Genomic DNA, 26,134 nt, shown 5'->3' with positions numbered 1-26,134 from the left:
TCCGATTCTTAACAAGTAATTTTCGCTTCAAGGGAGCATCTCTGTTGGGTTAAGGTTATAATCTTGGGTCATTAGTAGTTATCGAGCAAAATCATGGCGGAAAACAGAAATCGCAAACCTTCAGATAGTCAGGTCGACGCAATCAAAGTGCCACCTCACTCACTAGAAGCAGAGCAATCAGTGATTGGTGGTCTCTTACTGGACAATGAGCGTTGGGATACCGTTGCCGAGCGCGTTGTCGCCAGTGATTTCTATAGCCGTCCACACCGCCTTATCTTTGAAGGTGTAAAAACCATTCTTGAAGATGGCAAACCACTCGACCTTATCACGTTGTCGGAATACCTCGAACGTCACGAGCAGTTAGATGATGTGGGTGGCTTTGCTTACTTAGCTGACTTAGCGAAAAACACACCGAGTGCGGCTAACATCAATGCGTATGCCGATATCGTAGCCGAGCGTGCGATCGTGCGTGGCTTGATTGGCGTGGCCAACGATATCGCTGACGCAGGTTATGATCCGCAAGGCCGCAGTTCAGAAGATTTGATCGATTTAGCGGAAAGTAAAGTTTTCGCGATTGCAGAGTCTCGTACCAGTGAAAACGAAGGGCCACAAAACGTCGACAACATCCTGGAAAAAACCCTCGAGCGTATTGAGTTGTTATATAAAACTCCGCAGGATGGTGTAACGGGTGTCGACACTGGCTTTACCGATCTCAACAAGAAAACCGCAGGTCTACAAGGTTCTGATTTGGTTATTGTCGCGGCACGTCCATCGATGGGTAAAACCACTTTTGCGATGAACTTGTGTGAAAACGCGGCAATGCAGCAAGATAAACCCGTGCTAATTTTCTCGTTAGAGATGCCTGCTGAACAGTTGATGATGCGTATGCTGGCATCCTTGTCGCGTGTTGACCAAACTAAAATTCGTACGGGTCAGCTGGATGATGAAGACTGGGCGCGTATTTCTTCTACCATGGGTATCCTGATGCAGAAGAAAAACATGTACATCGACGATAGCTCTGGTCTAACGCCGACAGAGGTACGTTCTCGTGCTCGTCGTGTTGCCCGTGAACACGGTGGTTTATCCATGATCATGGTCGACTACCTTCAGTTGATGCGAGTACCTGCGTTAACAGACAACCGTACTCTGGAAATCGCTGAGATCTCGCGCTCGCTTAAAGCGCTGGCGAAAGAATTGAATGTACCTGTTGTGGCACTTTCGCAGCTAAACCGTTCTTTGGAGCAACGTGCAGATAAACGTCCGGTAAACTCGGACTTGCGTGAGTCGGGCTCTATCGAGCAGGATGCCGACTTGATCATGTTTATTTACCGTGATGAGGTTTACCACCCAGATAGCGCATATAAAGGTACTGCTGAAATTATTATTGGTAAGCAGCGTAACGGTCCAATCGGTTCTGTACGTCTCACTTTCCAAGGCCAACACTCACGCTTTGACAATTATGCGGGTCCAGCATTCGACATTGATGATGAGTAATGCCATGAGCTACATGAAAGCCGCGAAGGCGTGTATTGACCTGTCTGCGTTGCAACACAATTTACGTCGAGTTAAAGCTCAAGCGCCAAACAGCAAAGTGATGGCAGTGGTGAAAGCCAACGGTTATGGCCATGGTTTGCGTCACGTAGCAAAGCATACTGGTGAGGCCGACGCTTTTGGTGTTGCGCGTATTGAAGAAGCGCTGCAACTGAGAGCTTGCGGTGTCGTGAAGCCAATTTTGTTGTTAGAAGGGTTTTATTCTTCGGGTGATTTACCTGTATTGGTGACCAATAACATCCAAACCGTTGTGCATTGTGAAGAGCAGTTGATAGCTCTTGAACAAGCCGAGCTGGAAACACCAGTGGTGGTATGGCTCAAAATTGACAGTGGTATGCATCGACTGGGTGTACGCCCTGAGCAGTTTGATGAATTAGCCTCACGACTCAAATCGTGTCCTAATGTGGCTAAACCGCTGCGTTACATGAGCCACTTTGGTTGTGCTGATGAGTTAGACAGTGAAATTACATCTCAGCAGATAGAACTGTTTAATTCATTGACGCAGGGCTGTCATGGTGAGCGTTCACTAGCGGCCTCGGCGGGGCTACTGGCGTGGCCACAAAGCCACCTCGATTGGGTTCGTCCGGGAATCATCATGTACGGCGTATCTCCGTTTGGGGATAAAACGGCACAAGATTTAGGTTACCAACCCGCAATGACACTTAAGTCTCACCTGATCGCAGTGCGTGAAGTGAAAAAAGGCGAGAGTGTTGGTTACGGTGGAGCCTGGACGAGCGAGCGAGACACCAAAGTAGGTGTGATTGCTGTTGGTTATGGCGACGGTTACCCAAGAGGCGCGCCGAATGGCACACCAGTGTGGGTCAACGGGCGTAAAGTGCCTATCGCCGGTCGGGTCTCGATGGATATGCTGACCGTCGATCTTGGGCCGGATGCGAAAGACAAAGTCGGTGATGAAGCAATTCTGTGGGGAAAAGAGTTACCTGTTGAGGAAGTGGCTCATCACATTGGCACCATAGCGTATGAGTTAGTGACCAAGCTAACGCCACGTGTCGAAATGGAATATTCAAAGTAACTTTCGGATAATAGCAATTCAAGAATAGGGGCTAACCAATGCGTTAGCCCCTATTTTTTATTCACCATTTATCGTTGCGATGATGCGACGGCCGCCACCAAAATCTCGGTGTTCACCTAAGTATATGCCCTGCCAAGTTCCTAACGCCAAGCGACCATTCTGAATTGGAATCGTCACACTGCTGCCAAGTAGTGATGCTTTAATATGGGCAGGCATGTCGTCATCACCCTCATAAGTATGCTGGTAATAAGAAGCGCGCTCAGGAACATACTTATTGAAATGCGCTTCCATATCCATACGAACGGTGGGATCAGCGTTCTCATTCAAGGTCAGACTCGCAGAGGTATGCTGAATAAAAAGGTGTAACAAACCTACTGAAAGAGTACTTATTTGCGGTAATTGTTGTTCAATTTCATCAGTAATCAGGTGAAAACCGCGACTTCTTGCTTTTAAATTTAGTGTTTTTTGCGTCCACATACGCGTTCCTTTGGACATTTCTAATTTGGCGTCTATTCTAATCCAATTAGAGCCTGTCATTACTTGATGATATTATTCTATACCTATGAATGAATTGTTCAAATTCAGGGCAGCTAACGTGACCTAACTCAATGTGAGGGTAAATGCTCTCGGTCATAATTGTTGCCTGAAAAAAAATTACAAAGACTTGTTTTGTGGCAAAACGCCCAAACATCTACATTTAAATTCTTTTTGCTAAATCGGGGATTCCGCAGTTTTCGCTAGACTGTAAGGAATGGAACCTACTGTAACATCGGGATAAAGACCATGTTGAAAAATATCAATCCAACGCAAACACAAGCTTGGAAAGCGTTAACAGCGCACTTCGAATCTGCACAAGATATGGATCTAAAAGAGCTGTTTGCTCAAGACGCGGATCGTTTTGACAAATACTCTGCACGTTTCGGCTCAGACATTCTTGTCGACTACTCAAAGAACCTCATCAATGAGGAAACTCTGAAGCACCTGTTCACTCTTGCTAAAGAGACTGAGCTGAAATCTGCAATCGAAGCGATGTTCAGTGGTGAAGCGATCAACCAGACAGAAGGCCGTGCAGTTCTGCACACCGCTCTGCGTAACCGTGCGAATACACCGGTTATGGTTGATGGTGAAGACGTAATGCCAGCTGTAAATGCCGTTCTGGAAAAAATTAAGTCTTTCACAGAGCGTGTGATTGGCGGTGAATGGAAAGGTTACACTGGTAAAGCGATTACAGATATCGTAAACATCGGTATCGGTGGTTCTGACCTTGGTCCTTACATGGTGACGGAAGCACTGGCACCATACAAAAACCATCTAAACCTGCATTTCGTGTCTAACGTTGATGGCACTCACATCGTAGAGACACTAAAGAAAGTCGATCCTGAAACAACACTATTCCTGATCGCTTCTAAAACATTCACAACTCAAGAAACCATGACTAACGCGCATTCTGCTCGTGATTGGTTCCTGGAAACGGCTGGCGATCAAGCACACGTTGCTAAGCACTTCGCGGCACTTTCTACTAACGCGACAGCAGTTTCTGAGTTCGGTATCGACACAGACAACATGTTTGAATTCTGGGACTGGGTTGGCGGTCGTTACTCTCTATGGTCTGCAATCGGTCTTTCAATTGCACTAGCCGTTGGCTTCGACAACTTCGTTGAGCTACTTGATGGCGCACACGAGATGGACAAGCACTTTGTCTCAACAGAACTGGAAAGCAACATCCCAGTGATCCTGGCGCTTATCGGCATTTGGTACAACAACTTCCACGGCGCAGAGTCTGAAGCTATCCTGCCTTACGATCAGTACATGCACCGTTTCGCAGCGTACTTCCAGCAAGGTAACATGGAGTCAAACGGTAAATACGTTGACCGTGACGGTAATGCTGTGACTTACCAAACTGGCCCAATCATCTGGGGTGAACCAGGTACAAACGGCCAGCACGCGTTCTACCAGCTAATCCACCAAGGTACTAAGCTGATCCCATGTGACTTCATTGCACCTGCAATCAGCCACAACCCAGCAAGCGATCACCATCAGAAACTGATGTCGAACTTCTTCGCACAAACAGAAGCGCTTGCGTTTGGTAAGTGTGTAGAGACAGTGAAAGAAGAGTTGGTACTATCTGGTAAAAATGCAGAAGAAGTAGCGGCTATCGCTCCATTCAAAGTATTTGAAGGTAACCGCCCAACTAACTCTATCTTAGTTAAGCAAATCACACCTCGCACGCTAGGTAACCTAATCGCAATGTACGAGCACAAGATCTTCGTACAAGGCGTTATTTGGAACATCTTCAGCTTTGACCAATGGGGTGTTGAGCTAGGTAAACAACTAGCAAACCAAATCCTGCCAGAGCTAGCTGATGAATCGGCAATCAGTTCACACGATAGCTCTACAAATGGTCTGATCAACGCATTCAAAGCTTTCAAAGCGTAATGCACGATTAGAATAAAAAGGTCAGCAATTGCTGACCTTTTTTGAATCTCTGAGTTGAGTGCGTTAGTTTCACTCATTAATAGAGAGGGTTATTCGAAGCAAATCTCGATAAACGCATTTCCCCATTGTGAGGAGAAAGGCATGATAATTATCGAACCTTCACACTTGTGACGAATAGTATGGCCTCGGCCAGAAACCACAACCGGCGTTGCCATATCAAAATCAAACCCACTCTCAGCCAGAATTCGTTTTGCTCCACCTGTCACCATATTAGTGATTTCACCGACCATATCGGTCACTTCTTCATTGAGTCCGTTCGGGCGCTCACCAAGCATGTTCTGCATGATTTCCAGTGCTAACGCTTCATCGAAGGTAATCGACATTGAGCCACGAGTTTGCGGACCAACCATGCCTATTAAACCTGAAACATCACCTCGTGCGATTTCATCTTTTTTGATTCGAGGTTTTTGAGGCTTCAGCTCCAGAGAAGCCATTGTTTTCAGCACGTTCATTAAAGAAGCTAAAAACGGGTTTACAAATTCAGCGCGCATATTGGTCTTCTATACTTATTCTTTCGTTTCGGAAGCACAGGCTTGGCATTCACCATGTGTTTCAATAACTTGATTAGTGAGTTTGAATCCATGCTTTTCAGCATTTTTAGCTAACAGGGCGATCAAGTTTTCGTCTTCGAGTTCAACAACAGCACCACATTTATCACAAATTAGTAATTGAAAAAAGTGTTGTTGCGTATTGAAAGAACAACAAGTTATAAAACTGTTGGTTGATTCTACTCGATGGATAAAGCCTTGCTCGAGGAGAAAGTCCAGGGCGCGATAAACCGTAGGTGGTTTCGCTTGTGGTTCGCTCTCTTTTAATTGCTCCAATAGCTCATACGCACTTGATGCACTGCGATTCGAACAGATAAGTTCAAACACACGTCGGCGCTGGGGAGTCAATCTTACTCCGCGCTCGGCGCAGATATTTTCAACTTGTTCAATGATTGTTGGGGTCAAACCTTTCACCATAACTATTGGACGTGCTTAATTATAAATTCTTTCTCTACGAAGTTCGTCTAGAGATATTTCATTTTACCTACTATCACTGCGAAAATCATGAATTAAAGCAAATCGCTCCTCGCATCGTGACGAAGTGGTCATAACAGAATGGTAAGACGGTGCAGAAATCGTTTTAATCGACCAGTTCTTCTTTGCTGGAGACAGTATTCACATCATCTGCGGATTGGTTTTATGGCCAAGAACTTCATGCGGAAACTAGCACCTTAAGGTGACTGGGTATACAATACCCGACTTATTTTTTGGGCGTACTGCTGCGCTCGACCTTGGTAACATAAAAACGGGTGTTTAAATCATGACTCATTCTTGCAGGCTCTCCGTAGCACCAATGTTAGATTGGACCGATCGTCATTGTCGCTACTTCCATCGCTTAATGACCAAAGAAACCCTGTTGTACACTGAAATGGTGACCACAGGCGCGATCATTCATGGAAAAGGAGACTTTCTTGCTTACAACGAAGAGGAGCATCCGTTAGCCCTTCAGTTGGGTGGTTCGAACCCTGAAGACCTGGCTAAGTGTGCCAAGCTTGCCGAGGAGCGTGGTTATGATGAGATCAACCTGAACGTGGGTTGCCCATCTGATCGTGTGCAAAACGGGCGCTTCGGTGCGTGTCTGATGGCGGAGCCTCAGCTGGTCGCAGATTGTGTAGCCGCAATGAAAGACGTGGTTGATGTACCCGTTACAGTAAAAACACGTATCGGTATTGATGATCAAGACTCGTACGAGTTCCTGACGGATTTTGTGTCGATAGTGTCTGAGAAAGGCGGTTGTGAGCAGTTTACCATTCACGCGCGCAAAGCCTGGCTAAGTGGCCTTAGCCCGAAAGAAAACCGCGAGATTCCACCATTGGATTACCCGCGTGCTTACCAGTTAAAGAAAGACTTCTCTCATCTAACTGTCGCTATCAATGGCGGGGTAAAATCGTTAGAAGAAGCGAAAGCGCATCTACAACATCTTGATGGTGTGATGATTGGCCGCGAAGCTTATCAAAGTCCGTATATTCTTGCCTCGGTCGATCAAGAACTATTTGGTTCGAGTGCTCCGGTGAAAAAGCGCAGCGAAATTGTAGAAGAAATGTACCCTTACATTGAAGAGCAACTCGCAAAAGGCGCATATATCGGTCATATTACTCGTCATATGCTGGGTTTATTCCAAAGCATGCCGGGTGCTCGTCAATGGCGTCGTCATATCAGTGAAAATGCGCACAAGCCTGGTTCTGGACTAGAAGTGCTGCAAGATGCGTTAGCGAAGATCCCAAAAGAGTTGAATGTGTAAAATTCACCAGTGGTTGGTTAAAATGACCAACTAGAGAATGAGTAAGCCAGAGTGCAGAAATGCCTCTGGTTTTTTTATTATTATATATCAATAGATTATGTAAATTTATCCAAGTTGGCATGTTACCTGCTCTGTTATTTGAAAAATGTATGGAGAAGTAATTATGTTGGAGCTGATCTTTCTTTTAGTCTTTGCGGCGACCCTATTAGTAACGGGTATCACGATGGTGACAGTATTCGCGGCAACAGGTATTGCTCTGGTTGTGATGTTTTTACTGGGGATGATAGGTGCGGTACTAAAACTGTTACCTTGGCTAATTGTCATCGCATTGGGTATTTGGTTTTTCAAAAACGTGGTTGCGCAGCCTCGCTACAAATAGGCGATCCGTTGATCTCATTGATTTAGTTGATGGAGGGGTATGAGAGTGTGGTATATTTCTACTCATACCCTAACTGTTGAATATCAGCTATCTCGGAGAACACACGACATGACAAATAAAGCGACCATCGCTTTAACAGCACTATCGCTGGCAGCCACTTTTCCTGTTTTCGCTGAGTCTTCCGTTTCAACTAAAGTTGGCGTGGATGTCTGGGCGGCAGATACAAAAGTTAACGAAGTCAGAAGAGATAGCAGTACGACTGGCGCATTCTATGCCGCAATTGAACATGACGTAAAATACGTTCCTAATGCACGCTTGCGATATACCAGCATTGATGCTGATTACATGGGCTTTGATAAATTAGATCTGACGCTGTATTACCAAGTGTTAGAGCATGATTTATTGCACTTTGATGCCGGCCTTACTTTCAGTAATTTAAGTGATACGAAGTACATTGATGCTGGCACCTCTCCTCGCACTGAAGATTTTGATGACCTCATTTGGGCATGGTACGGCTACGCGGAAATAACCGTTCCAAATACCAATTTTGATGTGATTGGAGAAATGAACTTTGGTGACAGTAAAGGCATTAAAAGCACAGATCTAATGGCAGGCATTCAATACAAACTGCCTTTGCAAGAAAACCAACTGGCATTTCGTGGTGGCTATCGAGTGATAGACTTGGAATCAGAACAATTTCTTTCAAGTTTAGGTAAAGAGTTCATTTTCGCCGATGGCTTTTTCTTGAGTGCTGAATACACTTTTTAAGCCGATTAACGGTTCTGGTTTTAAAACGTCGCATTATAAGCGGCGTTTTTTTATACCTCTTCATTATATGTAATCGAATTTTTCTGCCTATTTTCTCCAGTTAGACCATGCTTATCTAGGATCAATGTGAAAGTTAGAGCAGGGATAGCGATGACAATAAATGAATTAAGACATCTATTTCGTGAAAACCAGCTTGTGGAAGCCATTATTGAACCGTCGATCCAAGAAGGTGGTTGGGTCGTGGAGTTTAGGCATGCACGAGGTGGATTCGTGTTTCTGACAGACAATCATGGCGAAGAATGTCTTTATGAAGATTTGGATGCAGCATCAAAGTCAGCGATGGCCGTAGGGTTTCAACAAGTCCGCATTGAAGACCGTTGAGCAAAAACTAAGCCGTTCTTACTTCCAAAAAGTTATAAAACATTCACTTCTATTCTTTCTTGTTATTAAGGAGAGTGGGTACTCTATCGTCACGCAATGAATAGGGATGTCGTGATAATGTCTTTTCAAAAGAATGAGTATTCACACAATAATGTGTCTGATGATAATAACGGGCAAGGGGGAGTTCCTCCAATCGCTAGCCCGCTGAATGACCAACAATTTAATTCACTCCAAAACACTGTCTCTGGGTTGTCTTCGCAACAACTTGCTTGGGTCAGTGGCTACTTCTGGGGTTTGGCTCAAAATCAACCGAGTGCAGCGGCTACGCCAATTACGCAAGCTGCAGCCGCTGTATCAGCAAAACCAGCAGGTAAACTGAGTGTTATTTTTGCTTCTCAAACAGGTAATGCCAAAGGTGTTGCTGAAGCTTTAGAGCAAGAAGCAAAAGCAGAAGGAATTGCCGTTGAGCTATTTGATGCCAGCGATTACAAAGGCAAAAACCTAGCTAAAGAAACGCACGTTATTTTCGTCGCGTCTACGAATGGTGAAGGCGAAGCGCCAGATAATGCCATTGAACTGCATGAGTTCTTGCAATCTAAGAAAGCGCCAAAACTGCCTAACCTTCAGTACGGTGTTATTGCGCTTGGCGATTCAAGCTATGAATTCTTCTGTCAAACAGGTAAAGACTTCGACACTTATTTGTCAAAATTAGGTGCGAAGCCGTTTATCGACCGTATTGACTGTGACGTTGACTACGAAGCACCTGCCACTGAATGGCGTAAGAGCGCACTGGAGAAAGTAAAAGAAACACTTTCATCTGGTAACGAAGCTGAAGTTGTGCAACTTCCTGTTGGACAAGCAGCGACAACGCATTCGCAATACAACAAGCAGAACCCATACACAGCAACACTGTTGACCAGCCAAAAGATCACTGGCCGAGATTCAGGTAAAGACGTTCGCCATATCGAAATCGATCTGGAAGACTCTGGTCTTACTTACCAGCCAGGTGATGCGTTAGGTGTGTGGTATGAAAACAGCTCAGAACTAGCAAATGCGGTTCTTGGCAAAGTTGGCCTATCAGGTGTTGAAACGGTAGAAGTCGATGGCGAAAGTCTGTCTATTCACAGTGCACTAGTGAGTAAATACGAAATCACGACATCTAACCCTCAGTTTGTGACAAAGTTTGCAGAGCTTTCTGGTAGCAAGAAGCTGCAAAAGCTGGTTGAAGATAAAGACAAGCTTCGTGAGTACTCGGCTAACACGCAAATCGTAGATGTGCTGGCAGAGAAGAAAACTAAGCTAACGGCTGATGAGCTGGTCGGTTTACTACGCCGTCTAACGCCTCGTCTTTACTCTATTGCTTCAAGCCAAGCAGAAGTGGATGAAGAAGTACACTTGACGGTTGGTTTGGTCGAGTACGATCACAACGAAGAGAAACGTTATGGTGGTGCGTCTAGCTTCTTGGCACAACGCCTGGAAGAAGGTGGTGAAGTTAAAGTGTTTATCGAACACAACAACAACTTCAAACTGCCTGAAGACGACAATACACCAATCATCATGGTCGGCCCGGGTACTGGTATTGCTCCATTCCGTAGCTTTATTCAAGAGCGCGAAAACCGCGATGCAGAAGGTAAAAACTGGTTGTTCTTTGGCGACCGCACATTCACGCAAGACTTCTTGTACCAAGTTGAATGGCAAAAATACCTTAAGTCAGGTGCACTAAGCCGTTTGGATGTGGCATTTAGCCGTGACCAAGTAGAAAAGGTTTATGTACAACACCGTATTCTGGAAAACGCTGAGCAAGTTTGGCAGTGGATTCAAGAAGGCGCTTACATCTATGTATGTGGTGATGCTACCCGCATGGCAAAAGATGTTCATGACGCACTTGTCATTGTTGCTGAGCAGGAAGGTAAACTGGCTCGCGATGAAGCAGAACAATTTATTAATGACTTACGTAAAGCGAAACGTTATCAGAGGGATGTGTACTAATGACTTTTTCGACTGAGAATAATAAGCAGGTTGTATTAGGCGAAGAGCTAGGACCACTATCTGATAACGAGCGTCTAAAAAGAGAAAGTAACCTATTACGTGGCACTATTGAGCAAGACCTACAGGATCGTATTACTGGTGGTTTTACCGCAGATAACTTCCAGTTAATTCGTTTCCACGGTATGTATCAGCAAGACGACCGCGATATCCGTAACGAGCGTACCAAGCAAAAGCTTGAGCCTCTTCATAACGTGATGCTTCGTGCTCGTATGCCTGGAGGTATCATTACCCCAACGCAGTGGTTAGCGATTGATAAGTTTGCAACAGAGCACTCTCTATATGGAAGTATTCGTCTGACGACACGTCAAACGTTCCAGTTCCACGGTGTACTGAAGCCAAACATCAAGTTGATGCACCAAACGTTGAACAGCATTGGTATCGATTCAATTGCAACGGCAGGTGACGTTAACCGTAACGTACTGTGTACTACTAACCCAGTAGAGTCTGAACTACACCAGGAAGCATACGAGTGGGCGAAGAAGATCAGTGAGCATCTTCTACCGAAAACGCGTGCGTATGCTGAGATTTGGTTAGACGGTGAGAAAGTCGAATCAACAGAAGAAGACGAGCCGATTCTGGGTAAAAATTACTTACCACGTAAGTTCAAAACGACCGTTGTGATCCCACCGCAAAATGATGTGGATGTACACGCGAACGACCTGAACTTTGTTGCGATTGCAGATAACGGCAAGCTGGTTGGTTTCAACGTGCTTGTTGGCGGTGGTCTGGCAATGACGCATGGCGATACGTCAACTTACGCTCGCCGTGCAGACGACTTTGGTTTTGTTCCACTAGAAAAGACACTCGATGTTGCCGCTGCAGTTGTAACGACTCAGCGTGACTGGGGTAACCGTTCAAACCGTAAGAACGCGAAAACTAAGTACACACTCGATCGTGTTGGTATTGACGTCTTTAAAGCGGAAGTAGAAAAACGTGCTGGCATTCAGTTTGAAGAAAGCCGCCCATACGAGTTTACCGAACGCGGTGATCGAATCGGTTGGGTAGAAGGCATTGATGGTAAGCACCACTTAGCGATGTTTATCGAGAATGGTCGTTTATTGGATTACCCAGGTAAGCCACTAAAAACGGGTGTCGCTGAAATCGCGAAAATTCACAAAGGTGATTTCCGCATGACAGCGAACCAAAACCTGATTGTTGCGGGCGTACCAGCTGATCAAAAAGAGCTAATCGAGAAGATCGCTCGTGAGCATGGCCTGGTTGATGATAGCGTCAGTGAACAGCGTAAAAACTCAATGGCGTGTGTGGCCTTCCCGACTTGTCCGCTTGCAATGGCGGAAGCCGAACGCTTCCTACCTCAGTTTGTTACTGATGTAGAAGGTATCCTGGAAAAACACGGTTTACCTGAAGAAGACAACATCATTCTGCGTGTCACTGGTTGCCCTAACGGTTGTGGCCGCGCAATGTTGGCGGAAATTGGTTTAGTAGGTAAAGCTCCGGGTCGTTACAACCTTCACCTAGGCGGTAACCGAGCGGGTACACGTATTCCGAAGATGTATAAAGAAAACATCACTGACAAACAGATACTAGAAGAGATTGATCAGCTTGTAGGTCGTTGGGCTGCAGAGCGTGAAACTGGCGAAGGATTTGGTGATTTTGCAATCCGCGCTGGCATCATTCAAGAAGTCAAAGTATCTAAGAGGGACTTGCATGCTTGATTCTGTAGCTTCCAAACCGGAGCTGGCAGAGTTGCTGACATTAACTAAGACGGAGCAAATCCTCCGTCTTGCCCAAATCAATGTCGAACTTGAACAGCTTTCGGCACAAGAGCGAGTAAAATGGGCTTTGGAAAACCTAGACGGAGAGTTTGCCGTTTCGTCTAGTTTTGGTATCCAAGCCGCAGTAATGCTTCATCTTGTGACTCAAGAAAAACCAGACATCCCAATTATCTTAACGGATACCGGGTATTTGTTTGCTGAAACCTATCGCTTTATTGATGAGTTAACCGAGCAACTGAACCTCAACCTAAAAGTTTACCGAGCAGTAGAAAGTGCTCATTGGCAAGAAGCTCGTTATGGAAAACTTTGGGAGCAGGGTGTTGAAGGGATCGAGAAGTACAACAAACTCAATAAAGTTGAACCAATGCGTCGTGCATTGAAAGAGCTTAAAGTCGGAACTTGGTTTTCTGGCCTTCGCAGAGAGCAAAGCAAATCTCGAGCAGGTTTGCCGATACTATCAATTCAGAATGGCGTATTTAAGTTTTTGCCAGTAATCGATTGGACGAATAAAGATGTCCACTATTACTTAGAGCAACACGGACTGAAATACCATCCACTTTGGGATGAAGGTTATCTCTCTGTAGGTGATACACATACTACGCAGAAGTGGGAACCTGGAATGTCAGAGGAAGAAACTCGATTCTTTGGTTTGAAGCGTGAATGTGGACTTCACGAAGATGATGACTCTGAACAAGATGGTTCGGGTATATAAGAAGAGATAGAGCTCGGTCTCCATCTCCTATAAAAAGAGAGCTGCTGTAAAGCAGCTCTCTTTTTTACTTATAGAAGTAAAAAGCAGGGGGCAAAAACAGGTATTTAAGGATAACTCTGTGGATAACCTGTTTGATTGTTAGGGGTAAAGTTGGATAAATAAGGCTTTGAGTGAAAAGTCATCGTTTAACCATTATTTTTGCAAATTTTGCAAAATAACGCTTGCCAACGTGAGCGCGATCTCTATAATGCCACCTCGTCGACAGGGCAAGCGCTCATAAGGGTTCAAGCAAAGTCGGCAAGGTCAAAAAGAAAAGCGAAATAGTTAATTGCCTTTACTTTTAAAAAGTAAAATAAAAAGCAAAAAGTGTTTGACACGGAAAATTATCTCGCTAGAATGGCCGCCTCTTCCGAAGTGATGCGAATCGCAAAGAAGAGTAGCTCTTTAAAAATAAGAACCTATCAATCTGTGTGGGCACTCGTTGATGATAATCCAATTAGAAACTTCGGTTTCAAATTAGGTTTCAATGATACGAAGTGACCATTGAATCTTCGGATTCAGCACAGTCAATTCAAACATTACTTTATGTAATGTTCAGTATTCATTGAGCCGACAAAATCTTAAATTGAAGAGTTTGATCATGGCTCAGATTGAACGCTGGCGGCAGGCCTAACACATGCAAGTCGAGCGGAAACGAGTTAACTGAACCTTCGGGGGACGTTAACGGCGTCGAGCGGCGGACGGGTGAGTAATGCCTAGGAAATTGCCCTGATGTGGGGGATAACCATTGGAAACGATGGCTAATACCGCATGATGCCTACGGGCCAAAGAGGGGGACCTTCGGGCCTCTCGCGTCAGGATATGCCTAGGTGGGATTAGCTAGTTGGTGAGGTAAGGGCTCACCAAGGCGACGATCCCTAGCTGGTCTGAGAGGATGATCAGCCACACTGGAACTGAGACACGGTCCAGACTCCTACGGGAGGCAGCAGTGGGGAATATTGCACAATGGGCGCAAGCCTGATGCAGCCATGCCGCGTGTGTGAAGAAGGCCTTCGGGTTGTAAAGCACTTTCAGTCGTGAGGAAGGTAGTGTGTTTAATAGATGCATTATTTGACGTTAGCGACAGAAGAAGCACCGGCTAACTCCGTGCCAGCAGCCGCGGTAATACGGAGGGTGCGAGCGTTAATCGGAATTACTGGGCGTAAAGCGCATGCAGGTGGTTTGTTAAGTCAGATGTGAAAGCCCGGGGCTCAACCTCGGAATAGCATTTGAAACTGGCAGACTAGAGTACTGTAGAGGGGGGTAGAATTTCAGGTGTAGCGGTGAAATGCGTAGAGATCTGAAGGAATACCGGTGGCGAAGGCGGCCCCCTGGACAGATACTGACACTCAGATGCGAAAGCGTGGGGAGCAAACAGGATTAGATACCCTGGTAGTCCACGCCGTAAACGATGTCTACTTGGAGGTTGTGGCCTTGAGCCGTGGCTTTCGGAGCTAACGCGTTAAGTAGACCGCCTGGGGAGTACGGTCGCAAGATTAAAACTCAAATGAATTGACGGGGGCCCGCACAAGCGGTGGAGCATGTGGTTTAATTCGATGCAACGCGAAGAACCTTACCTACTCTTGACATCCAGAGAACTTTCCAGAGATGGATTGGTGCCTTCGGGAACTCTGAGACAGGTGCTGCATGGCTGTCGTCAGCTCGTGTTGTGAAATGTTGGGTTAAGTCCCGCAACGAGCGCAACCCTTATCCTTGTTTGCCAGCGAGTAATGTCGGGAACTCCAGGGAGACTGCCGGTGATAAACCGGAGGAAGGTGGGGACGACGTCAAGTCATCATGGCCCTTACGAGTAGGGCTACACACGTGCTACAATGGCGCATACAGAGGGCGGCCAACTTGCGAAAGTGAGCGAATCCCAAAAAGTGCGTCGTAGTCCGGATTGGAGTCTGCAACTCGACTCCATGAAGTCGGAATCGCTAGTAATCGTGGATCAGAATGCCACGGTGAATACGTTCCCGGGCCTTGTACACACCGCCCGTCACACCATGGGAGTGGGCTGCAAAAGAAGTAGGTAGTTTAACCTTCGGGGGGACGCTTACCACTTTGTGGTTCATGACTGGGGTGAAGTCGTAACAAGGTAGCGCTAGGGGAACCTGGCGCTGGATCACCTCCTTATACGATGATTACTCACGATGAGTGTCCACACAGATTGATAGTTCACAAGCGAAAGCTTGTAGCTAACATAGCTCTTTAACAATTTGGAAAGCTGACAAAATAATCTTTAAGATTATTTGTAAAGTTCTCAAAGTATTCATGTATTTGAATACAACTAAAAACACATTCAAGTGTTCTTGGAATTTGAGTCCGGCAAAATCGAAAGCTGTCTCGCTCATTTAAATAATGAGACAGCAACTTTGGTTGTTTAACTTCAATTCGAAACTCCTTCGGGTTGTATGGTTAAGTGACTAAGCGTACACGGTGGATGCCTTGGCAGTCAGAGGCGATGAAGGACGTATTAACTTGCGATAAGCCCAGATTAGGCAGTAAAAGCCACTTGAGTCTGGGATTTCCGAATGGGGAAACCCACTTACATAAGTAAGTATCCTGTTGTGAATACATAGCAACAGGAGGCGAACCGGGGGAACTGAAACATCTAAGTACCCCGAGGAAAAGAAATCAACCGAGATTCCGAAAGTAGCGGCGAGCGAAATTGGACTAGCCCTTAAGCTTTACACACGTTAGACGAACGGTCTGGAAAGGCCGACGATACAGGGTGATAGTCCCGTAGTTGACGATGTGTGTTCAGTGAAATCGAGTAGGGCGGGACACGTGATATCCTGTCTGAATATGGGGGGACCATCCTCCAAGGCTAAATACTACTGACTGACCGATAGTGAACCAGTACCGTGAGGGAAAGGCGAAAAGAACCCCTGTGAGGGGAGTGAAATAGAACCTGAAACCGTGTACGTACAAGCAGTAGGAGCAGGCTTTGTCCTGTGACTGCGTACCTTTTGTATAATGGGTCAGCGACTTATATTCAGTGGCAAGGTTAACCATCTAGGGGAGCCGTAGGGAAACCGAGTCTTAACTGGGCGTTCAGTCTCTGGATATAGACCCGAAACCAGGTGATCTAGCCATGGGCAGGTTGAAGGTTGAGTAACATCAACTGGAGGACCGAACCGACTAATGTTGAAAAATTAGCGGATGACTTGTGGCTAGGGGTGAAAGGCCAATCAAACCTGGAGATAGCTGGTTCTCCCCGAAAGCTATTTAGGTAGCGCCTCGGACGAATACTACTGGGGGTAGAGCACTGTTAAGGCTAGGGGGTCATCCCGACTTACCAACCCTTTGCAAACTCCGAATACCAGTAAGTACTATCCGGGAGACACACGGCGGGTGCTAACGTCCGTCGTGGAGAGGGAAACAACCCAGACCGCCAGCTAAGGTCCCAAATTACTACTAAGTGGGAAACGATGTGGGAAGGCTCAGACAGCCAGGATGTTGGCTTAGAAGCAGCCATCATTTAAAGAAAGCGTAATAGCTCACTGGTCGAGTCGGCCTGCGCGGAAGATGTAACGGGGCTAAGTAGTAAACCGAAGCTGCGGCAATATACTTTTGTATATTGGGTAGGGGAGCGTTCTGTAAGCGGTTGAAGGTGTGTGGTAACGCATGCTGGACGTATCAGAAGTGCGAATGCTGACATGAGTAACGATAAAGGGGGTGAAAAACCTCCTCGCCGGAAGACCAAGGGTTCCTGTCCAACGTTAATCGGGGCAGGGTAAGTCGACCCCTAAGGCGAGGCCGAAAGGCGTAGTCGATGGGAAACGGGTTAATATTCCCGTACTTCTTACAATTGCGATGGGGGGACGGAGAAGGCTAGGTGGGCCTGGCGACGGTTGTCCAGGTTCAAGTGCGTAGGCTTGAGAGTTAGGTAAATCCGGCTCTCTCTAAGGCTGAGACACGACGTCGAGCACCTACGGGTGTGAAGTCATTGATGCCATGCTTCCAGGAAAAGCCTCTAAGCTTCAGATTGTAAGGAATCGTACCCCAAACCGACACAGGTGGTCGGGTAGAGAATACCAAGGCGCTTGAGAGAACTCGGGTGAAGGAACTAGGCAAAATGGTACCGTAACTTCGGGAGAAGGTACGCTCTCGACGGTGAAGTCCCTCGCGGATGGAGCTATTGAGAGTCGCAGATACCAGGTGGCTGCAACTGTTTATTAAAAACACAGCACTGTGCAAAATCGTAAGATGACGTATACGGTGTGACGCCTGCCCGGTGCCGGAAGGTTAATTGATGGGGTTAGACTTCGGTCGAAGCTCTTGATCGAAGCCCCGGTAAACGGCGGCCGTAACTATAACGGTCCTAAGGTAGCGAAATTCCTTGTCGGGTAAGTTCCGACCTGCACGAATGGCGTAATGATGGCCACGCTGTCTCCACCCGAGACTCAGTGAAATTGAAATCGCTGTGAAGATGCAGTGTACCCGCGGCTAGACGGAAAGACCCCGTGAACCTTTACTACAGCTTGGCACTGAACATTGACCCTACATGTGTAGGATAGGTGGGAGGCTTTGAAACGAGTACGCCAGTATTCGTGGAGCCGTCCTTGAAATACCACCCTTGTAGTGTTGATGTTCTAACGTTGACCCCTTATCGGGGTTGCGGACAGTGCCTGGTGGGTAGTTTGACTGGGGCGGTCTCCTCCCAAAGCGTAACGGAGGAGCACGAAGGTGGGCTAATCACGGTTGGACATCGTGAGGTTAGTGCAATGGCATAAGCCCGCTTGACTGCGAGAATGACAATTCGAGCAGGTGCGAAAGCAGGTCATAGTGATCCGGTGGTTCTGAATGGAAGGGCCATCGCTCAACGGATAAAAGGTACTCCGGGGATAACAGGCTGATACCGCCCAAGAGTTCATATCGACGGCGGTGTTTGGCACCTCGATGTCGGCTCATCACATCCTGGGGCTGAAGTCGGTCCCAAGGGTATGGCTGTTCGCCATTTAAAGTGGTACGCGAGCTGGGTTTAGAACGTCGTGAGACAGTTCGGTCCCTATCTGCCGTGGGCGTTGGAGAATTGAAAGGGGCTGCTCCTAGTACGAGAGGACCGGAGTGGACGAACCTCTGGTGTTCGGGTTGTGTCGCCAGACGCATTGCCCGGTAGCTAAGTTCGGGATCGATAACCGCTGAAAGCATCTAAGCGGGAAGCGAGCCTTGAGATGAGTTCTCCCTGATACTTTAAGTATCCTAAAGGGTTGTCGTAGACTACGACGTTGATAGGCAGGGTGTGTAAGCGTTGTGAGGCGTTGAGCTAACCTGTACTAATTGCCCGTGAGGCTTAACCATACAACACCCAAGGGGTTTTGATGGACTCAATGTAAGAACGTTGAATGTGTAAAAACGAGAATTAAAAACAGCTTTCCAGATTAAAGAATTTGCTTGGCGACCATAGCGTTTTGGACCCACCTGACTTCCATTCCGAACTCAGAAGTGAAACAAAATAGCGCCGATGGTAGTGTGGGGTTTCCCCATGTGAGAGTAGGACATCGCCAGGCTTTTATTTTGCACTTGCTTAATATTTAAGCAAGTCACCATAGGGTTCTAAAGTTTTTTAGAATTTTATGTTGACTTTCAAAGTGGAAAGCGTATTATACGCACCTCGCTTAAGTGCTAAGGCACTGAAAGCCAAGCTCTTTAACAATATAGACCTATCAATCTGTGTGGGCACTCGTTGATGATAATCCAATTAGAAACTTCGGTTTCAAATTAGGTTTCAATGATACGAAGTGACCATTGAATCTTCGGATTCAGCACAGTCAATTCAAACATTACTTTATGTAATGTTCAGTATTCATTGAGCCGACAAAATCTTAAATTGAAGAGTTTGATCATGGCTCAGATTGAACGCTGGCGGCAGGCCTAACACATGCAAGTCGAGCGGAAACGAGTTAACTGAACCTTCGGGGGACGTTAACGGCGTCGAGCGGCGGACGGGTGAGTAATGCCTAGGAAATTGCCCTGATGTGGGGGATAACCATTGGAAACGATGGCTAATACCGCATGATGCCTACGGGCCAAAGAGGGGGACCTTCGGGCCTCTCGCGTCAGGATATGCCTAGGTGGGATTAGCTAGTTGGTGAGGTAAGGGCTCACCAAGGCGACGATCCCTAGCTGGTCTGAGAGGATGATCAGCCACACTGGAACTGAGACACGGTCCAGACTCCTACGGGAGGCAGCAGTGGGGAATATTGCACAATGGGCGCAAGCCTGATGCAGCCATGCCGCGTGTGTGAAGAAGGCCTTCGGGTTGTAAAGCACTTTCAGTCGTGAGGAAGGTAGTGTAGTTAATAGCTGCATTATTTGACGTTAGCGACAGAAGAAGCACCGGCTAACTCCGTGCCAGCAGCCGCGGTAATACGGAGGGTGCGAGCGTTAATCGGAATTACTGGGCGTAAAGCGCATGCAGGTGGTTTGTTAAGTCAGATGTGAAAGCCCGGGGCTCAACCTCGGAATAGCATTTGAAACTGGCAGACTAGAGTACTGTAGAGGGGGGTAGAATTTCAGGTGTAGCGGTGAAATGCGTAGAGATCTGAAGGAATACCGGTGGCGAAGGCGGCCCCCTGGACAGATACTGACACTCAGATGCGAAAGCGTGGGGAGCAAACAGGATTAGATACCCTGGTAGTCCACGCCGTAAACGATGTCTACTTGGAGGTTGTGGCCTTGAGCCGTGGCTTTCGGAGCTAACGCGTTAAGTAGACCGCCTGGGGAGTACGGTCGCAAGATTAAAACTCAAATGAATTGACGGGGGCCCGCACAAGCGGTGGAGCATGTGGTTTAATTCGATGCAACGCGAAGAACCTTACCTACTCTTGACATCCAGAGAACTTTTCAGAGATGAATTGGTGCCTTCGGGAACTCTGAGACAGGTGCTGCATGGCTGTCGTCAGCTCGTGTTGTGAAATGTTGGGTTAAGTCCCGCAACGAGCGCAACCCTTATCCTTGTTTGCCAGCGAGTAATGTCGGGAACTCCAGGGAGACTGCCGGTGATAAACCGGAGGAAGGTGGGGACGACGTCAAGTCATCATGGCCCTTACGAGTAGGGCTACACACGTGCTACAATGGCGCATACAGAGGGCGGCCAACTTGCGAAAGTGAGCGAATCCCAAAAAGTGCGTCGTAGTCCGGATTGGAGTCTGCAACTCGACTCCATGAAGTCGGAATCGCTAGTAATCGTGGATCAGAATGCCACGGTGAATACGTTCCCGGGCCTTGTACACACCGCCCGTCACACCATGGGAGTGGGCTGCAAAAGAAGTAGGTAGTTTAACCTTCGGGGGGACGCTTACCACTTTGTGGTTCATGACTGGGGTGAAGTCGTAACAAGGTAGCGCTAGGGGAACCTGGCGCTGGATCACCTCCTTATACGATGATTACTCACGATGAGTGTCCACACAGATTGATATGGTTTATGTAAAAGAGACGATACTGGGTCTGTAGCTCAGGTGGTTAGAGCGTTCGCCTGATAAGCGAGAGGTCGGTGGTTCGAGTCCACTCAGACCCACCAATTCCCTTCCCAAGGAATTGGCATACAGTATCGACACACCTTGATGGGGCTATAGCTCAGCTGGGAGAGCGCCTGCCTTGCACGCAGGAGGTCAGCAGTTCGATCCTGCTTAGCTCCACCATCTTTAAGCATTCTTACGAGTGTGTTTAAAAATGGTTCTTAAATGAATCTAGCTCTTTAACAATTTGGAAAGCTGACAAAATAATCTTTAAGATTATTTGTAAAGTTCTCAAAGTATTCATGAATTTGAATACAACTAAAAACACATTCAAGTGTTCTTGGAATTTGAGTCCGGCAAAATCGAAAGCTGTCTCGCTCATTCAAATAATGAGACAGCAACTTTGGTTGTTTAACATCAATTCGAAACTCCTTCGGGTTGTATGGTTAAGTGACTAAGCGTACACGGTGGATGCCTTGGCAGTCAGAGGCGATGAAGGACGTATTAACTTGCGATAAGCCCAGATTAGGCAGTAAAAGCCACTTGAGTCTGGGATTTCCGAATGGGGAAACCCACTTACATAAGTAAGTATCCTGTTGTGAATACATAGCAACAGGAGGCGAACCGGGGGAACTGAAACATCTAAGTACCCCGAGGAAAAGAAATCAACCGAGATTCCGAAAGTAGCGGCGAGCGAAATTGGACTAGCCCTTAAGCTTTACACGCGTTAGACGAACGGTCTGGAAAGTCCGACGATACAGGGTGATAGTCCCGTAGTTGACGATGTGTGTTCAGTGAAATCGAGTAGGGCGGGACACGTGATATCCTGTCTGAATATGGGGGGACCATCCTCCAAGGCTAAATACTACTGACTGACCGATAGTGAACCAGTACCGTGAGGGAAAGGCGAAAAGAACCCCTGTGAGGGGAGTGAAATAGAACCTGAAACCGTGTACGTACAAGCAGTAGGAGCAGGCTTTGTCCTGTGACTGCGTACCTTTTGTATAATGGGTCAGCGACTTATATTCAGTGGCAAGGTTAACCATCTAGGGGAGCCGTAGGGAAACCGAGTCTTAACTGGGCGTTCAGTCTCTGGATATAGACCCGAAACCAGGTGATCTAGCCATGGGCAGGTTGAAGGTTGAGTAACATCAACTGGAGGACCGAACCGACTAATGTTGAAAAATTAGCGGATGACTTGTGGCTAGGGGTGAAAGGCCAATCAAACCTGGAGATAGCTGGTTCTCCCCGAAAGCTATTTAGGTAGCGCCTCGGACGAATACTACTGGGGGTAGAGCACTGTTAAGGCTAGGGGGTCATCCCGACTTACCAACCCTTTGCAAACTCCGAATACCAGTAAGTACTATCCGGGAGACACACGGCGGGTGCTAACGTCCGTCGTGGAGAGGGAAACAACCCAGACCGCCAGCTAAGGTCCCAAATTACTACTAAGTGGGAAACGATGTGGGAAGGCTCAGACAGCCAGGATGTTGGCTTAGAAGCAGCCATCATTTAAAGAAAGCGTAATAGCTCACTGGTCGAGTCGGCCTGCGCGGAAGATGTAACGGGGCTAAGTAGTAAACCGAAGCTGCGGCAATACTCTTTGAGTATTGGGTAGGGGAGCGTTCTGTAAGCGGTTGAAGGTGTGTGGTAACGCATGCTGGACGTATCAGAAGTGCGAATGCTGACATGAGTAACGATAAAGGGGGTGAAAAACCTCCTCGCCGGAAGACCAAGGGTTCCTGTCCAACGTTAATCGGGGCAGGGTAAGTCGACCCCTAAGGCGAGGCCGAAAGGCGTAGTCGATGGGAAACGGGTTAATATTCCCGTACTTCTTACAATTGCGATGGGGGGACGGAGAAGGCTAGGTGGGCCTGGCGACGGTTGTCCAGGTTCAAGTGCGTAGGCTTGAGAGTTAGGTAAATCCGGCTCTCTCTAAGGCTGAGACACGATGTCGAGCACCTACGGGTGTGAAGTCATTGATGCCATGCTTCCAGGAAAAGCCTCTAAGCTTCAGATTGTAAGGAATCGTACCCCAAACCGACACAGGTGGTCGGGTAGAGAATACCAAGGCGCTTGAGAGAACTCGGGTGAAGGAACTAGGCAAAATGGTACCGTAACTTCGGGAGAAGGTACGCTCTCGACGGTGAAGTCCCTCGCGGATGGAGCTATTGAGAGTCGCAGATACCAGGTGGCTGCAACTGTTTATTAAAAACACAGCACTGTGCAAAATCGTAAGATGACGTATACGGTGTGACGCCTGCCCGGTGCCGGAAGGTTAATTGATGGGGTTAGACTTCGGTCGAAGCTCTTGATCGAAGCCCCGGTAAACGGCGGCCGTAACTATAACGGTCCTAAGGTAGCGAAATTCCTTGTCGGGTAAGTTCCGACCTGCACGAATGGCGTAATGATGGCCACGCTGTCTCCACCCGAGACTCAGTGAAATTGAAATCGCTGTGAAGATGCAGTGTACCCGCGGCTAGACGGAAAGACCCCGTGAACCTTTACTACAGCTTGGCACTGAACATTGACCCTACATGTGTAGGATAGGTGGGAGGCTTTGAAACGAGTACGCCAGTATTCGTGGAGCCGTCCTTGAAATACCACCCTTGTAGTGTTGATGTTCTAACGTTGACCCCTTATCGGGGTTGCGGACAGTGCCTGGTGGGTAGTTTGACTGGGGCGGTCTCCTCCCAAAGCGTAACGGAGGAGCACGAAGGTGGGCTAATCACGGTTGGACATCGTGAGGTTAGTGCAATGGCATAAGCCCGCTTGACTGCGAGAATGACAATTCGAGCAGGTGCGAAAGCAGGTCATAGTGATCCGGTGGTTCTGAATGGAAGGGCCATCGCTCAACGGATAAAAGGTACTCCGGGGATAACAGGCTGATACCGCCCAAGAGTTCATATCGACGGCGGTGTTTGGCACCTCGATGTCGGCTCATCACATCCTGGGGCTGAAGTCGGTCCCAAGGGTATGGCTGTTCGCCATTTAAAGTGGTACGCGAGCTGGGTTTAGAACGTCGTGAGACAGTTCGGTCCCTATCTGCCGTGGGCGTTGGAGAATTGAAAGGGGCTGCTCCTAGTACGAGAGGACCGGAGTGGACGAACCTCTGGTGTTCGGGTTGTGTCGCCAGACGCATTGCCCGGTAGCTAAGTTCGGGATCGATAACCGCTGAAAGCATCTAAGCGGGAAGCGAGCCTTGAGATGAGTTCTCCCTGATACTTTAAGTATCCTAAAGGGTTGTCGTAGACTACGACGTTGATAGGCAGGGTGTGTAAGCGTTGTGAGGCGTTGAGCTAACCTGTACTAATTGCCCGTGAGGCTTAACCATACAACACCCAAGGGGTTTTGATGGACTCAATGTAAGAACATTGAATGTGTAAAAACGAGAATTAAAAACAGCTTTCCAAGTTTTCTCTAGAAATAGAGAGTAAGAATTTGCTTGGCGACCATAGCGTTTTGGACCCACCTGACTTCCATTCCGAACTCAGAAGTGAAACGAAATAGCGCCGATGGTAGTGTGGGGTTTCCCCATGTGAGAGTAGGACATCGCCAGGCTTTAAATTTTGGACGTTCGCTTTAAAGCGGATGATACCACTGCGGAGTGGTAGTTCAGTTGGTTAGAATACCGGCCTGTCACGCCGGGGGTCGCGGGTTCGAGTCCCGTCCACTCCGCCACTTATTAGAAAGCCTAGTCGAAAGACTAGGCTTTTGTCGTTTATGGCGTATAGTTTCCCTTTCAGGGAAATCGAGTCCTGCTTGTGCGCAAGCCCGGCCATTCCGCCATTTATGAGATAGCCTAGTCGCAAGATTAGGCTTTTGTCGTTTATGGCACATAGTTTTCTTTTCAGGGAAATCCGCTACTTATACCAATCTAACTAAACATATGATCTAATTGAAGCCATCCAACATTAGAACTGATTCGCTATGGATAGCCTCAATAATATCGACTTTAAAAAGCTCGCAAGTCAGCAGAAATCCATCCAGATGAAAATGAGACTGCTGGCACTTGCTGATTTCAAATATGGGCACTTACGTACACAAATCGCCAAGTTTCTCAAGGTAAGCCGAACCAGTGTCAACAAGTGTGTTCAGACCTTTCTTGAAGAAGGGCTGGAAGGACTGCAAGAAAAGCCAAGAACAGGAAGACCCCCATTCTTAATTTCCGAGCAAAAAGAGCAATTGAGCCAATACATAAAAGATAAGCCAATGATACACAAGGCGGGCGACTGACTGGTGCCGACATCCACGCTTATATCGAGCACTACCACCCTGATTCTATCTATTACCTGCTCGATCACATGGGCTTTTCATGGATAACGTCCCGATCAAAACACCCCAAACAATCTCAACAAATACAAGACGATTTTAAAAAAACAAAATCGAAACGATCCTTAAGATCCCAGGACATATAGCTTTAGAGTGTGTCGATGTCTGGTTTCAGGACGAAGCCAGATTTGGGCAACAAAACACGACCACACGTTTATGGGCTGAAAAAGGAACTCGCCCAAGAGCCGTGAAGCAACAACAATTTGAGTATGCCTATCTGTTCGGTTCCGTTTGTCCCAGCAAAGGAATTGGTGAGGCTATCGTTGTCCCTTGGGTTAATAAAGACATCATGATAGAGCACTTAAAACAAATATCGGCAGTCACGGAGAAGGGACGTCACGCCGTCGTTGTTATGGATGGAGCAGGGTGGCATACAGAAGACATTACCAATGACTTTAAGAATGTCTGTGTCATCAAACTTTCACCCTATTCTCCAGAGCTAAACCCTATCGAACAAGTATGGAGTTGGTTGAGGCAACGCTATCTAGCCAACTATCTTTTACTGATTACGACGACATCATCTCCAAAGTCTGCGATGCATGGGATCGTTTTTTTGATAGCTCCAAAAGAGTTACCAAAATGTGCTCGAGAAGATGGATAGACCTGACCAATTAATTTTCCAGATTGGTATTATTCTAGACCCTTGCAGTAATGCTAGGGTCTTTTGATTTGTGCTGAGTTAAGTTGGTCTTCAACTAATTAGTCCGGCAGGAGGCTTGCCCGTAGCCTCTCCCCCACATGATGAGCAGACTTTTTCTGTATAAAGCATGGCATTCGTTTAAGGGAATAAGGAAAGGGAGCGTGTTCTATTGGGTTTAGTTCTGGTGAATATAAATGTTGCTGAGTGCGGTTTTAGGTGAATGATGTTTAAGAGTTTGTGGTGAATATCCCTTTATAAAAAAA

At 47.1% G+C, this 26,134-nt stretch carries 13 protein-coding genes, 3 tRNA genes, 6 rRNA genes and 1 pseudogene; 20 read left to right on the top strand and 3 right to left on the bottom strand.

Annotated features, from left to right (window positions below):
* Nucleotides 1–93 precede the first annotated feature (93 nt).
* Both VER99_RS12770 and alr read left to right on the top strand, forming a co-directional pair.
* Entirely contained in the window at nucleotides 94–1,494 is a 1,401-nt protein-coding gene (locus VER99_RS12770; protein ID WP_020334607.1) for a replicative DNA helicase, read from the top strand.
* 13 nt (nucleotides 1,495–1,507) lie between these two features.
* Entirely contained in the window at nucleotides 1,508–2,584 is a 1,077-nt protein-coding gene (alr, locus tag VER99_RS12765; RefSeq protein ID WP_031779226.1) for an alanine racemase, read from the top strand.
* Between the two features lie 57 nt (nucleotides 2,585–2,641).
* Here alr and VER99_RS12760 read toward each other — a convergent pair whose 3' ends face one another.
* Nucleotides 2,642–3,061: a secondary thiamine-phosphate synthase enzyme YjbQ gene (locus tag VER99_RS12760; protein ID WP_020334605.1), complete on the bottom strand. Its 420-nt coding sequence runs from the start codon at nucleotides 3,059–3,061 to the stop codon at nucleotides 2,642–2,644.
* Nucleotides 3,062–3,367: 306 nt separating this feature from the next.
* Between VER99_RS12760 and pgi the strand changes: the two genes are divergently transcribed.
* Entirely contained in the window at nucleotides 3,368–5,020 is a 1,653-nt protein-coding gene (pgi, locus tag VER99_RS12755; RefSeq protein ID WP_020334604.1) for a glucose-6-phosphate isomerase, read from the top strand.
* Nucleotides 5,021–5,109: 89 nt separating this feature from the next.
* On the opposite strand, the gene VER99_RS12750 is transcribed toward pgi, so the two are convergent.
* Both VER99_RS12750 and zur read right to left on the bottom strand, forming a co-directional pair.
* Nucleotides 5,110–5,571: a chemotaxis protein CheX gene (locus VER99_RS12750; protein ID WP_005381269.1), complete on the bottom strand. Its 462-nt coding sequence runs from the start codon at nucleotides 5,569–5,571 to the stop codon at nucleotides 5,110–5,112.
* A gap of 15 nt (nucleotides 5,572–5,586) precedes the next feature.
* Nucleotides 5,587–6,045, bottom strand: coding sequence for a zinc uptake transcriptional repressor Zur (gene zur, locus VER99_RS12745; RefSeq protein WP_014233134.1), 459 nt, complete (start codon nucleotides 6,043–6,045; stop codon nucleotides 5,587–5,589).
* 343 nt (nucleotides 6,046–6,388) lie between these two features.
* Between zur and dusA the strand changes: the two genes are divergently transcribed.
* The 17 genes and pseudogenes from dusA to VER99_RS12660 all read left to right on the top strand — a co-directional run bounded on the left by dusA (nucleotide 6,389) and on the right by VER99_RS12660 (nucleotide 25,846).
* Nucleotides 6,389–7,369, top strand: a complete 981-nt coding sequence (gene dusA, locus VER99_RS12740; protein WP_014233133.1) for a tRNA dihydrouridine(20/20a) synthase DusA — start codon at nucleotides 6,389–6,391, stop codon at nucleotides 7,367–7,369.
* A 163-nt stretch (nucleotides 7,370–7,532) separates the two neighbouring features.
* On the top strand, nucleotides 7,533–7,748 hold the full coding sequence (pspG, locus tag VER99_RS12735) for an envelope stress response protein PspG (protein WP_014233132.1): 216 nt from the start codon (nucleotides 7,533–7,535) through the stop codon (nucleotides 7,746–7,748).
* 108 nt (nucleotides 7,749–7,856) lie between these two features.
* Complete coding sequence (locus VER99_RS12730) at nucleotides 7,857–8,516, top strand: TIGR04219 family outer membrane beta-barrel protein (protein ID WP_020334602.1); 660 nt, start codon at nucleotides 7,857–7,859, stop codon at nucleotides 8,514–8,516.
* 150 nt (nucleotides 8,517–8,666) lie between these two features.
* Complete coding sequence (locus tag VER99_RS12725; protein ID WP_014233130.1) at nucleotides 8,667–8,897, top strand: hypothetical protein; 231 nt, start codon at nucleotides 8,667–8,669, stop codon at nucleotides 8,895–8,897.
* Between the two features lie 117 nt (nucleotides 8,898–9,014).
* On the top strand, nucleotides 9,015–10,886 hold the full coding sequence (locus tag VER99_RS12720) for an assimilatory sulfite reductase (NADPH) flavoprotein subunit (protein WP_020334601.1): 1,872 nt from the start codon (nucleotides 9,015–9,017) through the stop codon (nucleotides 10,884–10,886).
* Nucleotides 10,886–12,622, top strand: a complete 1,737-nt coding sequence (gene cysI, locus VER99_RS12715; RefSeq protein ID WP_020334599.1) for an assimilatory sulfite reductase (NADPH) hemoprotein subunit — start codon at nucleotides 10,886–10,888, stop codon at nucleotides 12,620–12,622. Before VER99_RS12720 ends, cysI begins: the two co-directional genes overlap by 1 nt.
* Nucleotides 12,615–13,394, top strand: coding sequence for a phosphoadenylyl-sulfate reductase (locus tag VER99_RS12710; RefSeq protein WP_020334598.1), 780 nt, complete (start codon nucleotides 12,615–12,617; stop codon nucleotides 13,392–13,394). Before cysI ends, VER99_RS12710 begins: the two co-directional genes overlap by 8 nt.
* A gap of 622 nt (nucleotides 13,395–14,016) precedes the next feature.
* Nucleotides 14,017–15,569: ribosomal RNA gene (locus VER99_RS12705) — 16S ribosomal RNA — on the top strand.
* 280 nt (nucleotides 15,570–15,849) lie between these two features.
* Nucleotides 15,850–18,740: ribosomal RNA gene (locus VER99_RS12700) — 23S ribosomal RNA — on the top strand.
* Nucleotides 18,741–18,832: 92 nt separating this feature from the next.
* Nucleotides 18,833–18,949, top strand: a 5S ribosomal RNA gene (gene rrf / locus VER99_RS12695).
* 317 nt (nucleotides 18,950–19,266) lie between these two features.
* A 16S ribosomal RNA gene (locus VER99_RS12690) occupies nucleotides 19,267–20,819 on the top strand.
* A gap of 65 nt (nucleotides 20,820–20,884) precedes the next feature.
* Nucleotides 20,885–20,961: transfer RNA gene (locus tag VER99_RS12685), tRNA-Ile, on the top strand.
* 45 nt (nucleotides 20,962–21,006) lie between these two features.
* Nucleotides 21,007–21,082: transfer RNA gene (locus VER99_RS12680), tRNA-Ala, on the top strand.
* Between the two features lie 261 nt (nucleotides 21,083–21,343).
* A 23S ribosomal RNA gene (locus VER99_RS12675) occupies nucleotides 21,344–24,233 on the top strand.
* Between the two features lie 110 nt (nucleotides 24,234–24,343).
* A 5S ribosomal RNA gene (gene rrf, locus VER99_RS12670) occupies nucleotides 24,344–24,460 on the top strand.
* Together the 16S, 23S and 5S rRNA genes with 3 tRNA genes alongside form the textbook arrangement of a ribosomal RNA operon.
* A gap of 43 nt (nucleotides 24,461–24,503) precedes the next feature.
* Nucleotides 24,504–24,580: transfer RNA gene (locus VER99_RS12665), tRNA-Asp, on the top strand.
* A 249-nt stretch (nucleotides 24,581–24,829) separates the two neighbouring features.
* A pseudogene (locus tag VER99_RS12660) lies at nucleotides 24,830–25,846 on the top strand (IS630 family transposase).
* The last annotated feature ends 288 nt before the right edge of the window (nucleotides 25,847–26,134 follow it).

Origin of the sequence: Vibrio natriegens NBRC 15636 = ATCC 14048 = DSM 759 (assembly GCF_035621455.1) — a bacterium.
GTDB lineage: Bacteria > Pseudomonadota > Gammaproteobacteria > Enterobacterales > Vibrionaceae > Vibrio > Vibrio natriegens.
Note: the sequence above shows the minus strand (reverse complement) of the source record. Positions and strands in the feature narration are given on the sequence as shown.

Excerpts from the sequence above, each read along its gene's own strand:
- VER99_RS12725 (WP_014233130.1), top strand. The coding sequence starts at position 8,667 with ATGACAATAAATGAATTAAGACATCTATTTCGTGAAAACCAGCTTGTG.
- VER99_RS12750 (WP_005381269.1), bottom strand. The coding sequence starts at position 5,571 with ATGCGCGCTGAATTTGTAAACCCGTTTTTAGCTTCTTTAATGAACGTG.
- zur (WP_014233134.1), bottom strand. The coding sequence starts at position 6,045 with ATGGTGAAAGGTTTGACCCCAACAATCATTGAACAAGTTGAAAATATC.
- VER99_RS12720 (WP_020334601.1), top strand. The coding sequence starts at position 9,015 with ATGTCTTTTCAAAAGAATGAGTATTCACACAATAATGTGTCTGATGAT.
- VER99_RS12770 (WP_020334607.1), top strand. The coding sequence starts at position 94 with ATGGCGGAAAACAGAAATCGCAAACCTTCAGATAGTCAGGTCGACGCA.
- pspG (WP_014233132.1), top strand. The coding sequence starts at position 7,533 with ATGTTGGAGCTGATCTTTCTTTTAGTCTTTGCGGCGACCCTATTAGTA.
- pgi (WP_020334604.1), top strand. The coding sequence starts at position 3,368 with ATGTTGAAAAATATCAATCCAACGCAAACACAAGCTTGGAAAGCGTTA.
- VER99_RS12760 (WP_020334605.1), bottom strand. The coding sequence starts at position 3,061 with ATGTGGACGCAAAAAACACTAAATTTAAAAGCAAGAAGTCGCGGTTTT.
- cysI (WP_020334599.1), top strand. The coding sequence starts at position 10,886 with ATGACTTTTTCGACTGAGAATAATAAGCAGGTTGTATTAGGCGAAGAG.
- VER99_RS12710 (WP_020334598.1), top strand. The coding sequence starts at position 12,615 with ATGCTTGATTCTGTAGCTTCCAAACCGGAGCTGGCAGAGTTGCTGACA.
- alr (WP_031779226.1), top strand. The coding sequence starts at position 1,508 with ATGAAAGCCGCGAAGGCGTGTATTGACCTGTCTGCGTTGCAACACAAT.
- VER99_RS12730 (WP_020334602.1), top strand. The coding sequence starts at position 7,857 with ATGACAAATAAAGCGACCATCGCTTTAACAGCACTATCGCTGGCAGCC.
- dusA (WP_014233133.1), top strand. The coding sequence starts at position 6,389 with ATGACTCATTCTTGCAGGCTCTCCGTAGCACCAATGTTAGATTGGACC.